Origin of the sequence: Streptomyces sp. DH12, assembly GCF_020873895.1 — a bacterium.
GTDB lineage: Bacteria > Actinomycetota > Actinomycetes > Streptomycetales > Streptomycetaceae > Streptomyces.
In genome coordinates this window covers 75525-89086 of sequence record NZ_JAHWGT010000023.1, presented here as the reverse complement: position 1 = coordinate 89086, position 13562 = coordinate 75525, and the positions used below count along the sequence as shown (strand labels likewise).

The 13562-nt window shown below is 76.5% G+C and carries 14 protein-coding genes; 12 read left to right on the top strand and 2 right to left on the bottom strand.

All coding sequences use genetic code 11. The features are described 5' to 3' along the window. The first annotated feature begins 38 nt into the window (after window positions 1-38). The 10 genes from LPA54_RS21680 to LPA54_RS21635 all read left to right on the top strand — a co-directional run bounded on the left by LPA54_RS21680 (window position 39) and on the right by LPA54_RS21635 (window position 7726). Window positions 39-200 (top strand): hypothetical protein, encoded by a 162-nt coding sequence (locus LPA54_RS21680; protein WP_228980322.1) that lies wholly within the window; start codon window positions 39-41, stop codon window positions 198-200. Then, on the top strand, window positions 197-391 hold the full coding sequence (locus LPA54_RS21675; protein WP_228980320.1) for a hypothetical protein: 195 nt from the start codon (window positions 197-199) through the stop codon (window positions 389-391). Before LPA54_RS21680 ends, LPA54_RS21675 begins: the two co-directional genes overlap by 4 nt. Beyond that, on the top strand, window positions 388-561 hold the full coding sequence (locus LPA54_RS21670; protein WP_228980317.1) for a hypothetical protein: 174 nt from the start codon (window positions 388-390) through the stop codon (window positions 559-561). The genes LPA54_RS21675 and LPA54_RS21670 overlap by 4 nt, the downstream gene beginning before the upstream one ends. 364 nt (window positions 562-925) lie before the next feature. Then, window positions 926-2026, top strand: coding sequence for a glutamate--cysteine ligase (locus tag LPA54_RS21665; protein ID WP_228980315.1), 1101 nt, complete (start codon window positions 926-928; stop codon window positions 2024-2026). A 219-nt stretch (window positions 2027-2245) separates the two neighbouring features. Further along, window positions 2246-2416, top strand: coding sequence for a hypothetical protein (locus LPA54_RS21660; protein ID WP_228980314.1), 171 nt, complete (start codon window positions 2246-2248; stop codon window positions 2414-2416). An 82-nt stretch (window positions 2417-2498) separates the two neighbouring features. Beyond that, a complete protein-coding gene (locus tag LPA54_RS21655; protein WP_228980313.1) occupies window positions 2499-2672 on the top strand; it encodes a CsbD family protein in 174 nt (57 codons plus the stop codon). A 336-nt stretch (window positions 2673-3008) separates the two neighbouring features. Continuing rightward, window positions 3009-3554, top strand: a complete 546-nt coding sequence (locus tag LPA54_RS21650; protein WP_228980312.1) for a (2Fe-2S)-binding protein — start codon at window positions 3009-3011, stop codon at window positions 3552-3554. Then, window positions 3551-4546 (top strand): xanthine dehydrogenase family protein subunit M, encoded by a 996-nt coding sequence (locus LPA54_RS21645; protein WP_228980311.1) that lies wholly within the window; start codon window positions 3551-3553, stop codon window positions 4544-4546. Before LPA54_RS21650 ends, LPA54_RS21645 begins: the two co-directional genes overlap by 4 nt. Window positions 4547-4593: 47 nt before the next feature. Next, window positions 4594-6726 carry a xanthine dehydrogenase family protein molybdopterin-binding subunit gene (locus LPA54_RS21640; RefSeq protein ID WP_228980308.1) on the top strand — a complete coding sequence of 711 codons (2133 nt, stop codon included), beginning with the start codon at window positions 4594-4596 and terminating at the stop codon, window positions 6724-6726. A gap of 37 nt (window positions 6727-6763) precedes the next feature. Then, entirely contained in the window at window positions 6764-7726 is a 963-nt protein-coding gene (locus tag LPA54_RS21635; protein WP_228980306.1) for a glutaminase, read from the top strand. Here the strand turns inward: LPA54_RS21635 and LPA54_RS21630 are convergent. Further along, on the bottom strand, window positions 7695-9785 hold the full coding sequence (locus LPA54_RS21630) for an MMPL family transporter (protein WP_228980304.1): 2091 nt from the start codon (window positions 9783-9785) through the stop codon (window positions 7695-7697). The two genes, LPA54_RS21635 and LPA54_RS21630, sit on opposite strands and share 32 nt — an antisense overlap. Window positions 9786-10019: 234 nt before the next feature. Continuing rightward, complete coding sequence (locus LPA54_RS21625; RefSeq protein WP_228980302.1) at window positions 10020-10514, bottom strand: MarR family winged helix-turn-helix transcriptional regulator; 495 nt, start codon at window positions 10512-10514, stop codon at window positions 10020-10022. 154 nt (window positions 10515-10668) lie between these two features. Here LPA54_RS21625 and LPA54_RS21620 point away from each other — a divergent pair, with 154 nt between their 5' ends. After that, entirely contained in the window at window positions 10669-12192 is a 1524-nt protein-coding gene (locus LPA54_RS21620; RefSeq protein ID WP_228980300.1) for an SDR family oxidoreductase, read from the top strand. Further along, window positions 12189-13559, top strand: coding sequence for a deoxyribodipyrimidine photo-lyase (locus LPA54_RS21615; protein ID WP_228980298.1), 1371 nt, complete (start codon window positions 12189-12191; stop codon window positions 13557-13559). The genes LPA54_RS21620 and LPA54_RS21615 overlap by 4 nt, the downstream gene beginning before the upstream one ends. Window positions 13560-13562 lie beyond the last annotated feature (3 nt).

The window sequence follows — 13562 nt, the reverse complement described above, 5'->3', positions numbered from 1 at the left end:
AGTACCCCTCCATCGATGCCTGCGGGGAGACAGCCGTGATGACGATCAAGGTGTACGAGGTGCGCAAGGACGGCACCACGGCCACGGTGCGGGAGCGGCAGGACGTCGAGCCTGCGGCGGACGCCCCGGTGTCGATGGCGTACCCGCCGTGCACCTGCCCGCGCTGCCGCGGCGCCGCGCCGGCCGAGGCCGCCCGGTGACCCCGCCCGCGACGGAGCAGGACACCGGCCGGTCGGCGTACTGCCACGCGGACGGGCACGAGTTCTGCCACCCGCAGGACGTCTACGTGCAGCGCCCCGGAGGGAAGCGGTATGGGCCGGTGCTCACCCTCACCTGCACCTGCCGTTGCCACCGGGGCAAGACCCGTCGAGCGCGGGGCGAGAGCCGGTGACCGGGCCGGAGCCGCGGATCTGCGCGCACTGCCACCGGGTCATCGATGGGCCGGCCGACACGTTCGTCCCGGACGCCGCGTCCGGCGCCCAGCCGGCGCAGCACTTCCACCCGGGCTGCTACTCGCCGGACAGCTGGTGGGCGCCCGCGCGGGCCCGGTACCAGCGCTGAGACCGCCCCGGCCGGAGCCTGCCCCGCGGGCTCCGGCACGCCGGTGCCGGGGCGTCGGCGCGGGCCGAGCCCCCGGAGTCCGGGCAGGTGCTGCCGGTCGGGCGCCCCCGGGGTGCCCCGGCCCGGGTGCGGAGTGGGGGAGGAGGGGCTGCTTCGCACGTCGGGGGCGTCAGGGGGGTGAGCGTCGCGGCTGTTCCGGCCGGGGGCGGCGGGAACTCGCCAGATCCCGGCGACGGGCTCCCGGGGCGGTGCGCGGCGGAGCCGGGCCGGGGATGATGGTGCGTCCAGCACGTCCGCACGTTCGGCAAGTCCGGCAGTTCCGTCAGTTGTCCCCCACAGGATGCGACCGGAAAGGCGGGTTCTTTTGCGCAGTGTCGGAGTGGAGGAGGAACTCCTCCTGGTGGACCCGCGATCGGGGCAGCCGCGCGCTGTCGCCGAGGAGGTACTGGCCCTGGCCGCCCGGCGGTACGAGGGGCGGGAGCACTCCTTCACCAAGGAGTTGCAGGGCCAGCAGCTGGAGTTCGGGACGCTGCCCCGGACCTCCATGGGCGACCTGGCCGCCGAGGTGGAGCGGTGCCGGGCGGACGCCGCGGACCTCGCCGGCGAGGCGGGCGTCGCCGTCGCGGCCCTGGCGACGTCGCCGCTGCCCGTGGACCCCTCGGTCAGCGAGGGCCGGCGGTACGACTGGATCAGGGAGAACTACGCGGTCACCGCCCTCGAACAACTCACCAGCGGCTGCCACGTCCACGTCTCGGTCGCCTCGGACGAGGAGGGCGTGGCCGTCCTCGACCGGATCAGGCCCTGGCTCTCGGTGCTGCTCGCGCTGAGCGCCAACTCGCCCTTCTGGCAGGGCGGTGACAGCGGCTACCACAGCTACCGAAGCCGGGTGTGGGGCCGTTGGCCCTCGACCGGGCCCGTCGAGACGTTCGGGTCCGCCGACCGGTACCACCGGCGGGTGCGCGAACTGGTCGCCACGGGTGTCCTCCAGGACGAGGGGATGATCTACTACGACGCCCGGCTCTCGCGCCACTACCCGACCGTCGAGATCCGGGCCGCCGACGTCTGCCTGGACGCCTCCACGACGGTCCTGGTCGCCACGCTCGCCCGGGCGCTCGTCGACACCGCGGCACGGCAGTGGCGGGAGGGCACGCCACCGGCGGAGCACGGCATCGGACTGCTGCGGGCCGCCGCCTGGCGCGCCGCCCGCTCCGGTCTCGACGGCGAACTCGTCCACCCGGACACCATGCGGCCGGCGCCGGCCGAGCGCGTCGTGCAGGCCCTCTTCCTCCACGTCGAGGCGGCACTGGACGAGAACGGCGACCTCGCCCCGGCGCGCAAGGCCCTCGACGGGCTGCTGAGCGGCGGCAACGGCGCGCAGGTCCAGCGGCGGCTGCTGCGGCGGTACGGCGACCTGCCGTCCGTCGTCGCCGAGTGCGTCCGGCGCACGCAGGAGGGGGTGCGCTGACCCCGGGCGCCCGGGGTGGGAGCGGGGTCCGGGGCCCGGGGTGGGGGCGAGGGCGACGGGTGCGCCGGGGGCGGGCGGTCGGGGGTGTCCGCCGGTGGCGGGCGTGGGGGCGGCGTACGCGTGTGCGACGTGGTGTGCATGATCCGCGCCGTACCGGGCAGACGGGCGAGCGCCGGACCCCCGGCCCCAGCCGTCCCGCGCGCACCGAGGAGCACACCCGTGACGACCCGCCCCCACACCCCCGGTTCCCCGATCTACGACCGGCTCGTAGAGGAGCACGGCGACGTACTGGACGAGGTGAGAAGGCTCGCCGAGACCGCCCACGAGCAGGCCGAGCGCATGCTCGACTGGGACGCGCTCGACCTGCCGCGGGAGCGGGACCAGTCCTGAGCGTCCCGGTTTGCCTGATCGGCCCCGGGGCAGGCGCGCTGTGCCGGGACCGACCGACGACAGGGACCAGGGAGGACGAGCCATGTCCGCGAAGCGCAAGGCGTCCCCGAAGGCACAGCAGCTCAAGGGCGCCGTGAAGGAGAACGTGGGCCGCGCCGTCGGCGACGAGGAGATGGCCGCCGAAGGCAGCTCGGAGCGGGCGAGGGGCGAGCTGCGCGAGGCGGGGAAGAAGGCGAAGAAGGCGTTCACGCGCTGACCCCACGATCGGCGCCGGGCGCCACCCCGGGAGCGATCCCCGGGACGGGGCCCCCGGGATGGGGCGCCCGGGATGGGCGCCCGCGCGTGAGGCGGCCCGCTCCCCCCCCCCCCCGGGAGCCGGTCGCCACGCGCGCGTGGCGGACCCCGCCGCCCCCGTGCCGTCGCCCGGTCGCCCGTCCGCCGGGCGCTCGGCGTGCCGGGACGGGTGACCTGGCTCAGGCTGGACACGTGGCCGCGCACCACACGGCGCGCCCCCGCCGCACCACACCGCGCATCCGCCCGCCGACCGTCCCCGCCGACCACCGCAGCCCCCGCCCCCGGAAGGCCCCGCACCGTGCAGCCGACGTCGCCCCCGCCCGACCCGTACCACTCCGAGATCGTCCTCCGGGTGAACGGGACGCCCCGCACCCTCACCGTCGACCACCGGGCCACCCTGCTCGACGTGCTGCGGGAAGCGCTCGACCTCACCGGGGCGAAGAAGGGGTGCGACCACGGGCAGTGCGGGTCCTGCACCGTCCTCGTCGACGGGCGGCGCGCCAACGCCTGCCTGATGCTCGCGGTCGCCCAGGACGGGTGCGACGTCACCACCGTCGAGGGGCTCGCCGACGCGGACGGCACGCTCCACCCCCTCCAGCGGGCCTTCCTCGACCGGGACGCGTTCCAGTGCGGCTACTGCACCCCCGGCCAGCTCTGCTCGGCCGTCGGCATGCTCGCCGAGGCCGCCGCCGGGCACCCCTCGGCCGTGACCGGGGACGACGCGCCCCCCACCCAGGACGCCGCCCTCAGCCGCGAGGAGATCCGCGAGCGGCTGAGCGGCAACCTCTGCCGCTGCGGGGCCTACCCCCACATCGTCCAGGCCGTGGAGGACGTGTCCCGGTGAAGCCCTTCGCGTACGTCCGCGCCCGCACCGTCGGGGAGGCCGCCGCCGCCCACGCGGCGCACCCCGGCGCCCGCTACCTCGGCGGCGGCACCAACCTCGTCGACCTGATGAAGCTCGGCGTCGAGACGCCCGACGCCCTGGTCGACATCACCGGCCTGCCGCTGGACGAGGTGGCGGAGCTGCCCGACGGCGGTCTGCGCGTCGGCGCGACCGTCCGCAACAGCGACCTCGCCGCGCACCCCCTGGTCCGCGACCGCTACCCGGCCGTCTCGCGCGCCCTGCTCTCCGGCGCCTCGGGGCAGCTGCGCAACGCCGCCACCACCGGCGGCAACCTCCTCCAGCGCACCCGCTGCCCGTACTTCCAGGACCTCACCAAGCCCTGCAACAAACGCGTACCCGGCAGCGGCTGCGGCGCCCGGGACGGCGTCCACCGCGACCACGCCGTGCTGGGCCACTCGGACCTGTGCATCGCCACCCACCCCTCCGACCTGGCCGTCGCGCTCGCCGCCGTCGACGCCGACGTCGAGCTGCACGGCCCGGACGGGGCCCGCACCGTGCCCGTCGCCGCCTTCCACCGCCTGCCCGGCGACCACCCCGAACTGGACACGGTCATCCGCCCCGGCGAGCTGGTCACCGGCGTGACGCTGCCCGCCGCGACGGCGGGGCTCCCCTCCACCTACCGCAAGGTCCGCGACCGCGCCTCGTACGCCTTCGCGCTCGTCTCCGTCGCCGCCGTCCTCGACCTGGACGACCGGGGCGCCGTGCGGCACGTGGGGCTGGCGTTCGGCGGGCTCGCGCACCGGCCGTGGCGGGCCCGCCGCGCCGAGGAGGCCCTGCTCGGCGCGGCCCCCACGGCCGCGCACGTCTCCGGCGCCGTCGCCGCCGAACTCGCCGTCGCCGAACCGCTCCGCGACAACACCTACAAGGTCGCCCTCGCGCAGCGGCTCGCCGAGGACGTCGTCGGCGGCCTCGCCGGCACCCCCCGCCCCTGACCGGAACCGGAACCGGCACCCCCGACCCTGACCGGAGAAGGACCCCCATGGCCGCCACCCCGCACACCCTCGGCGCCCCCGCCGAGCGCATCGAAGGCCGCGACAAGGTCACCGGCGCCGCGCGGTACGCCGCCGAGCACACCCCGCCCGGCTGCCTCCACGCCTGGCCCGTCGCCGCCGGGATCGCGTGCGGCCGGGTCACCGCCGTCGACACCGCGGCCGCCCTGGCCCTGCCGGGCGCGGTCGCCGTCCTCACGCCGTTCGACGCGCCCCGCTTCGCCGCGCCGCCCGACGACGCCGAGCTGGACGTCCTCCAGTACGACGCCGTCCCGCACCGCGGCTGGTACGTCGCCCTCGCCCTGGCGGAGACGCCGGAAGCCGCCCGCGCCGTCGCCGACGCCGTCCGCGTCTCCTACGCCGACCCCGGCGACGAGCCGGAGCCCCACGACGTCGTCCTCGCCGAGGACCACCCGGAGGCGTACATCCCCGAGAAGGCCAACGGCGGCCAGCCCGGACACCGCGAGCGCGGCGACGCCGCAGCCGCCTTCGCCGCCGCCCCCGTACGCGTCGACACCGCCTACCGCGTGCCGCCCCTGCACAACCACCCCATGGAGCCGCACGCCGCCACCGCCCACTTCTCCGGCGGCCGGCTCACCGTGTACGACTCCTGCCAGGGCGGCAACGCCGTCCGCTCCGTCCTCGCCGCCCTCTTCGACCTGCCCGAGGACAAGGTCACCGTCGTCGCCGAACACGTCGGCGGCGGCTTCGGCAGCAAGGGCACCCCCCGCCCGCACGTCGTGCTCGCCGCGATGGCGGCGATCCGCACCGGCCGGCCCGTCAAGCTGGCCCTGCCCCGCCGCCACCTGCCCGCCGTCACCGGGCACCGCGCCCCCACCCTGCACCGGCTGCGGCTCGGCGCCGAACGGGACGGCACCCTGCTCTCCCTCAGCCACGAGGTCACCACCCACACCTCGCGCATCGCCGAGTTCGTGGAGCAGGCCGCGGTCCCCGCCCGCGTCATGTACGGCTCCCCGAACAGCCTGACCACCCACCGCGTCGTCCCCCTCGACGTGCCCACCCCGTCCTGGATGCGCGCGCCCGGCGAGACCCCCGGCATGTACGCCCTGGAGTCCGCCGTGGACGAGCTGGCCGACGCCCTCGGCATGGACCCGGTCGAGCTGCGCGTCCGCAACGACCCGGCCACCGAGCCCGACAGCGGCCGCCCCTTCAGCAGCCGCAACCTCGTCGCCTGCCTGCACGAGGGGGCGCGCCGCTTCGGCTGGGCCGACCGCGACCCGCGCCCCGCCGCACGCCGGGAGGGCCCCCTCCTCGTCGGTTCGGGCGTGGCCGCCGCCACCTATCCGGCGTACGCCTCGCCGTCCACCGCGTCGGCCACCGCCCACCCCGGCGGCACGTACACCGTCCGCGTCAACGCCACCGACATCGGCACCGGCGCGCGGACCGTCCTCGCGCAGGTCGCCGCCGCCGCGCTGGCCGTACCTCTGGACGCCGTGCGCATCGAGGTCGGCAGCACCCGGCTGCCGCGCGCGCCCCTCGCGGGCGGCTCCTCCGGCACCGCGTCGTGGGGGTGGGCCGTCCACCGCGCCTGCGCCGACCTGACGGCGGCCCTCGCCGCCCGGCAGGACCCGCTGCCGGACGAGGGGCTGACCGTCACCGCCGACACCTCCGACGAGGCCCGCCGCACCCCTCCCTACGCCCGGCACGCCTTCGGCGCCCACTTCGCCGAGGTCCAGGTCGACACCGTCACCGGTGAGGTGCGGCTGCGCCGCATGCTCGGGGTGTTCGCCGCCGGGCGGATCCTCAACGCGCGCACCGCCCGCTCCCAGCTCGTCGGCGGCATGATCATGGGGATCGGCATGGCCCTCACCGAGGGCAGCACGATGGACGCCGCCCACGGCGACTTCGCCGAGAGCGACCTCGCCTCCTACCACGTGCCCGCCCACGCCGACGTGCCCGCCGTCGAGGCGCACTGGATCGACGAGGACGACCGGCTGCTCAACCCCATGGGCAGCAAGGGCATCGGCGAGATCGGCACGGTCGGCGCGGCGGCCGCCGTCGGCAACGCCGTCCACCACGCCACCGGCGTCCGCTTCCGCGAACTGCCCCTCACCCCCGACCGGATCCTCCCGGCGCTCACCGGGACCGCCCAGCCGCGCTGAGCGGCCCCCGCGGGGCCGCGCACCGGGGGCGTGCACAATGGGCCCCGAACACGCCATCGCACACGCCGGAGTGAGCACGCCCGTGGCCCCCGCCTTCCAGCCCGTCCTCGACCAGATCGCCGCCGACATCGCCGCCCGGCCGGGCCGCGGCCGGCCGGCGGACTACATCCCGGCGCTCGCGGAGGCCGACACCCGCCGCTTCGGCATGGCCGTCGCCGAACTCGACGGCACCGTGTACGGGGTGGGGGACTGGCGGCGGCCGTTCTCCGCCCAGTCGATCACCAAGGCGTTCACCCTCGCCCTGACGCTCTCCCTGGAGGGCGAGGCCCTGTGGGAGCACGTGGGGCGCGAGCCCTCCGGCAACCCGTTCAACTCGCTGGTGCAGCTGGAGTACGAGCACGGCATCCCGCGCAACCCGTTCATCAACGCGGGCGCCCTCGTCGTCACCGACCGGCTGCACACCCTGACCGGCGACGCCTCCGGCACGCTCCGCGCGTTCCTGCGCGCCGAGAGCGGCAACCCGGCCCTCGACTTCGACGAGGACGTCGCCGCGTCCGAGGCCGCGCACGGCGACCGCAACGCCGCCCTCGCCCACTTCATGGCCTCGTACCGCAACGTCGGCAACCCGGTCGGGGAGCTGCTGGAGCAGTACTTCCGCCAGTGCGCCCTGGAGGCGTCCTGCGCCGACCTCGCCCTCGCCGCCGGCTTCCTCGCCCGGCACGGCGTGCGCGCCGACGGCTCCGCGCTGCTCAGCCGCAGCGAGGCGAAGCAGGTCAACGCCGTCATGCTGACCTGCGGGACGTACGACGCCGCCGGCGACTTCGCCTACCGGGTCGGGCTGCCCGGCAAGAGCGGCGTCGGCGGTGGCATCATCGCCGTCGTCCCCGGCCGGTGCACCCTGTGCGTGTGGAGCCCCGGCCTCGACGAGCGCGGCAACTCCGTCGCCGGGGTCGCCGCGCTCGACCGGTTCACGACCCTGACGGGCCTGTCCGTGTTCTGAGGGCGCTGGGCCACCAGGAGACCGGCCCGATGTCCCGTACGAGCGCCGGCACGAGCAGCGACCGCACGACGAGCGTGTCGAGGAGCACGCCGAAGGCGACGATGAACGCGATCTGGACCAGGAACGCCAGCGGGATCACCGCGAGCGCGGCGAACGTCGCGGCGAGCACCACGCCCGCCGAGGTGATCACCCCGCCGGTCGCGGTCAGACCGCGCAGCACCCCTTGCCGGGTGCCGTGCAGGAAGGTCTCCTCGCGGACCCGCGACATCAGGAAGATGTTGTAGTCCACGCCGAGGGCGACGAGGAAGACGAACCCGTACAGCGGGACCGAGGCGTCCGTGCCGCTGAAGCCCAGCACCCGCTCGAAGACGAGGGCCGAGACCCCCAGCGTGGCCAGGAAGTTCAGCGCCACGGTCGCCACCAGCAGCACCGGCAGGAGCAGCGAGCGAAGCAGCCCCACCAGGATCAGCAGGATGATCAGCAGCACCACCGGCACGATCACCTCGCGGTCCCGCTCGGCGGTCCGCTGCGTGTCGTACTGCTGCGCCGTGTAGCCGCCCACCAGGGCGTTCGCGCCCGGCACGGCGTGGACCGCGGTCCGCAGGCGCGCCAGGGTCTCCTTGGCGGCGTCGCTGTCGGGGGCGTCCTGGAGCGTGGCGTCGACCTGGACGCGGCCGTCCACGGTCAGCGGCGGTCCGCCGGGGCGGCCGGACGCGGTGACGGGCACGGCCGAGTCGACGCCGCGGGTCGACTCGGCGGCGCCGGTGACCGCGGGCAGGGCCGCCGCGTCCGCCACGATGACGGCCGGGTTGCCCGACCCGCCGGGGAAGTGCTCGGCGAGCACCCGGCCCGCGGCCACGGACGGGGCGTCGTCGACGAAGATCTCGTCCAGCGGCACCCCCCGCGCGGTGAGGGTCGGGGCGAACGCCGCGCACGCCAGCAGCGCCGCGAGGGTCACCGCCCAGACGCGGCGCGGGGCCCGGTCGACGAGGGCGGCGACCCTCGTCCACACGCCGTGCCCGGCGCCGTCGGTGCCGGGCTTCGGCGCGGCCGGCCAGTACGCCCGGCGGCCCAGCAGGACCAGGACGGCCGGCAGGAAGGTCAGCGCCCCGAGGACCGCGCAGACGATGCCGATGGCGCCGGCCGGGCCCAGCGCGCGGTTGTTGGTCAGGTCGCTCAGCAGGAGCGCCAGCAGCCCGAGGGCGACCGTCGCCGCGCTCGCCGAGACGGGGCCGAACGACTGGCGCAGCGCGGCCCGCATCGCGGCGTACCGGTCCTCGTGCCGGACCAGTTCCTCGCGGAACCGGGCGGCGAGCAGCAGGGCGTAGTCGGTCGCGGCGCCGATGACGAGGATGAACAGGATGCCCTGCACCTGGCCGTCGACGCGCAGGACGTCGGCGTCGGCGAGGACGTACACCACCGCGCACGCCAGGGCCAGCGCGAACACCGCGCACAGGATGACCGCCAGCGGCAGCAGCACGCTGCGGTAGACCACCAGCAGGATGAGCAGCACGGTGGCGAGGGCGACGCCCAGCAGCAGGCCGTCGATACCGGCGAACGCCTCGCCCAGGTCGGCCTGGGTCGCCGCCGGTCCGGCCAGCTGGGCGCGCGTGCCGGGGACGGCGCCGGCGGTGTCGCGGACACGGTCCAGCACCGCCGGCAGTTCGTCGTCGAGGTCGGGCGCCAGCCGCAGGGCGCCCCGGAGGGCCTCGCCGTCCTCGGAGGGCAGGGCGGGGGAGGGGCGGCCGACGACGCCGGTCGTGCCCGCCAGCGAGGCCAGCGCCCGGGTGGCGTCCGCGCGCAGGCCGGGCGCCAGGCGCCCGCCGTCGGCGGCCGTCCACACGACGACCAGCGGCAGCGACTCCTCCTGGCGGAAGGCGCGCTGCGCGTCGAGGACGCGGGTGGACTCGGCGTCCTCCGGGAGGAAGGCCGCCTGGTCGTTGGTGGCCACCTCGCCGAGCTTGCCGGCGTACGGGCCGAGGCCGCCGCCGACGGCGAGCCACACGGCGATGAGGAGGGCGGGTAGCAGCCGGCGGGCGAGGGCCGGGAACGCGGACATGGGTCTCCTGCGGAAGAGGGAGTCGTCCCGGGAGCCGCCCCGGAGGAGTCGGCTCGCCGATCGTCTCGAGAATCATCTCAACGACAAACTATCTCAATGATTGAGTTATATGCCCGGGAGGGTCAGAGAGGACCCCGCCACGCCGGAAGGACCGCCGGGCCGGAGGGGCCCGCCACGCCGGAAGGGACCGTCACGCCAAGCGGAGAGGGCCACCGGCCGCGCCCGCCTACCCGGTCAGCGCCGCGGCACGCCCTCGGCGCCGAGCTCCTCGTTCAGGACCGTGAGGAACCGCAGCGCCACCGCCAGCTCCTCCGGCGCGAACCGCTCCCGCGCGGCCTCCGTCGCCCGGGCCAGCGGCTGGAAGAAGGCCCGCGCGGCCCCCCGCGCCCCCTCGGCGTAGTGGAGGTGGACCACGCGCCGGTCCGCGCTCTCCCGCGACCTGCGGATGTGCCCCGCCCGCTCCAACCGGTCCACGCACGCGGTCACCGCGCCCGAGGTCAGGCCCAAGTGCTCGCGCAGCCGCCCCGGCGTCATCGGCTCCGTGGCGTCCAGGATGGCGGCGAGCGCCTGCACGTCCGTCGGGTGCAGGCCCTGACTCGTCGCGAAGCCGTGCACCAGCCGGTTCACCTCGCCGTTCATCCGGCGCAGCTGCACGGCGAAGGCCTGCAGGTCCGCCGGGTGCCGCTCACCCCGCGCCCCGCCGTCGGCCCGCTCGTCCCTCGTCACCACCTGGTCAGCCTATAGAAACCCGCGGGTGCGCATCCGCCCGCACCGGCCGGGCGGAACACCGGACGGGGGAACACCCACCAGGGGCGCCGCCGGACGGGCGGAACACCGGGAGGCGGTCCACCGTGGGAAGAGCACCACACGAGACGGAGGCGCCATGACCGACACCACCCCGGGGCCCGACCGGCCGCCCCTGTGCCTGGTCACCGGCGCGACGGGGTACATCGGCGGCCGGCTCGTGCCCGAACTGCTCGCCGCCGGCCACCGCGTCCGCTGCCTGGCCCGCTCGCCCGGCAAGCTCCGCGACCACCCCTGGGCCGGCCGCGTGGAGATCGTCCGGGGCGACGTCACCGACGAGGAGTCGGTCACCGCCGCCATGAGCGGCGTCGACGTCGCCTACTACCTCGTCCACTCCCTCGGCACCGGCAGCGGCTTCGAGGACACCGACCGCCGCGCCGCGACCCTCTTCGGCGCCCGGGCCCGCGCCGCCGGCGTCGGCCGCCTCGTCTACCTCGGCGGGCTCACCCCCGCCGGGGTCCCCGCCCACCGGCTCTCCGCGCACCTGCGCTCCCGGGACGAGGTGGGGCGCATCCTCCTCGACTCCGGCGTCCCCACCGCCGTGCTGCGCGCCGCCGTCATCCTCGGCTCGGGCTCCGCCTCGTTCGAGATGCTCCGCTACCTCACCGAGCGGCTGCCCGTCATGGTCGCCCCCAGCTGGGTCGGCACCCGCATCCAGCCCATCGCCGTCCGGGACGTCCTGCGCTACCTCGTCGGCGCCGCCCGACTGCCCGCCGAGGTGCACCGGGCCTTCGACGTCGGCGGCCCCGACGTCCTCACCTACCGCGACCTCATGCGGCGCTACGCCGCCGTCGCCGGCCTCGGCCGGCGGGTCATCGTGCCCGTACCCGTGCTCAGCCTGCGCCTGTCCAGCCTGTGGATCGGGCTGGTCACGCCCGTGCCCGCGTCGATCGCCCGGCCCCTCGCCGACTCGTTGCGCCACGAGGTCGTCTGCCGGGAGCACGACATCGCCCGGTACGTCCCCGACCCGCCCGGCGCCCCCATCGGCGTCGACGAGGCGCTGGCGCTCGCCCTGCGCCGCGTCCGCGAGGCGCGGGTCACCACCCGCTGGTCGTCCGCCTCCGTGCCCGGCGCCCCCAGCGACCCGCTGCCCACCGACCCGGACTGGGCGGGCGGCAGCCTGTACACCGACGAGCGGGAGCGGCTGGTCGACACCGACCCCGAGCGGCTGTGGCGGGTCATCGAGGGCGTCGGCGGCGACAACGGCTGGTACTCCTTCCCCCTCGCCTGGGCGGTGCGCGGCTGGCTCGACCGGCTCGTCGGCGGGGTCGGACTGCGCCGCGGGCGCCGGGACGCCGCGCGGCTGCGCGCCGGCGACTCGCTCGACTTCTGGCGCGTCGAGGAGATCGAACGCGGCCGGCTGCTGCGTCTGCGCGCCGAGATGCGCCTGCCCGGCCTCGCCTGGTTGGAGATGTACGCCGACCGTGACGAGCAGGGCCGCACCCGCTACCGGCAGCGGGCCCTGTTCGCCCCGCGCGGTCTGCTCGGCCACGCCTACTGGTGGAGCGTCTCGCCGTTCCACGCCGTCGTCTTCGGCGGCATGGCCCGCAACATCACCAAGGCCGCGGCCCACTCCGCGGCCGCCCACGGGAGCACCCCGTGACCACCGCCGTCGTCCTGTTCACCGCCGACCTGCGGCTGCACGACCACCCGCCGCTGCGGGCCGCCCTGCGCGCCCACGACACCGTCGTCCCGCTCTTCGTCCGCGACGAGGGCGTCACCGCCGCCGGGTTCGCCCCGCCCAACCGCGCGGCCTTCCTCGCCGACTGCCTCGCCGACCTCGACGCGGGGCTGCGGCGGCGCGGCGGGCGGCTCGTCGTCCGGTCCGGGCGCGTCGCCGACACCGTCGCCTCGGTGGCCGCCGAGACCGGCGCCACCGAGGTGCACACGGCCGCCGACCACAGCGGCTACGCCCAGCACCGCGAGGAACTGCTCCGCACGGCCCTCGCGGCCGGCGGGCGGCGGCTCCTCGTCCACGACGGGGTGGGCACCGTCGTCCCGCCCGGCGAGGTCACCCCGCAGGGCTCCGACCACTACGCCGTCTTCGGCCCGTACCTGCGCCGCTGGTCCGCGCGGCGGCCCCGCGAACCCCTCGCCGCGCCGCGCGCCGTGCCCGTGCCGGACGGCGTCCGCTCCGAGGAGCTCCCGGCCCGCTCGGACGTACCCGGCACCTCGCCCGGGCTCGCCGCCGGCGGCGAGGGCGAGGGCCGCCGGCGGCTCACCGCCTGGCTGCGCGACGGCGTCGACGCGTACGGCGAACGCCACGACGACCTGGCCGGCGACGCCACCTCCCGCCTCTCACCGCACCTGCACTTCGGGACCGTCTCCGCCGTGGAGGCCGTCCACCGGGCGCGGGCCCGGGGCACGCCCGGCGCCGAGGCGTTCGTCCGGCAGTTGTGCTGGCGGGACTTCCACCGCCAACTCCTCGCCGCCCGCCCCAGCGCCGCCCGCGACGACTACCGCACCCGCCACGACCGGTGGCGCGACGAGCGGACGGCGGCCGGCGACATCGAGGCGTGGCGGCGGGGCCGCACCGGCTACCCGGTCGTCGACGCGGCCATGCGCCAACTCGCCCACGAGGGCTGGATGCACAACCGGGCCAGGCTCGTCACGGCGAGCTTCCTCACCAAGACCCTCTACGTCGACTGGCGCGTCGGCGCCCGGCACTTCCTCGGGCTGCTGGTCGACGGGGACATCGCCAACAACCAGCTCAACTGGCAGTGGGTGGCGGGCACCGGCACCGACAGCCGCCCCCACCGCGTCCTCAACCCGGTCCTCCAGGGGCGCCGCTACGACCCGGAGGGGGACTACGTGCGCCGCTGGGTACCGGAGCTGGCCGGCGTCACCGGCCCCGCCGCGCACGAGCCGTGGAAGCCGGCCGTCCGGGAGCGGATCGGCGACGGCTACCCGCCGCCGATCGTGGAGCTCCCCGCGGCCCTGGCCCGCTTCCGCGAGGCCCGCGGACGCTGAGCC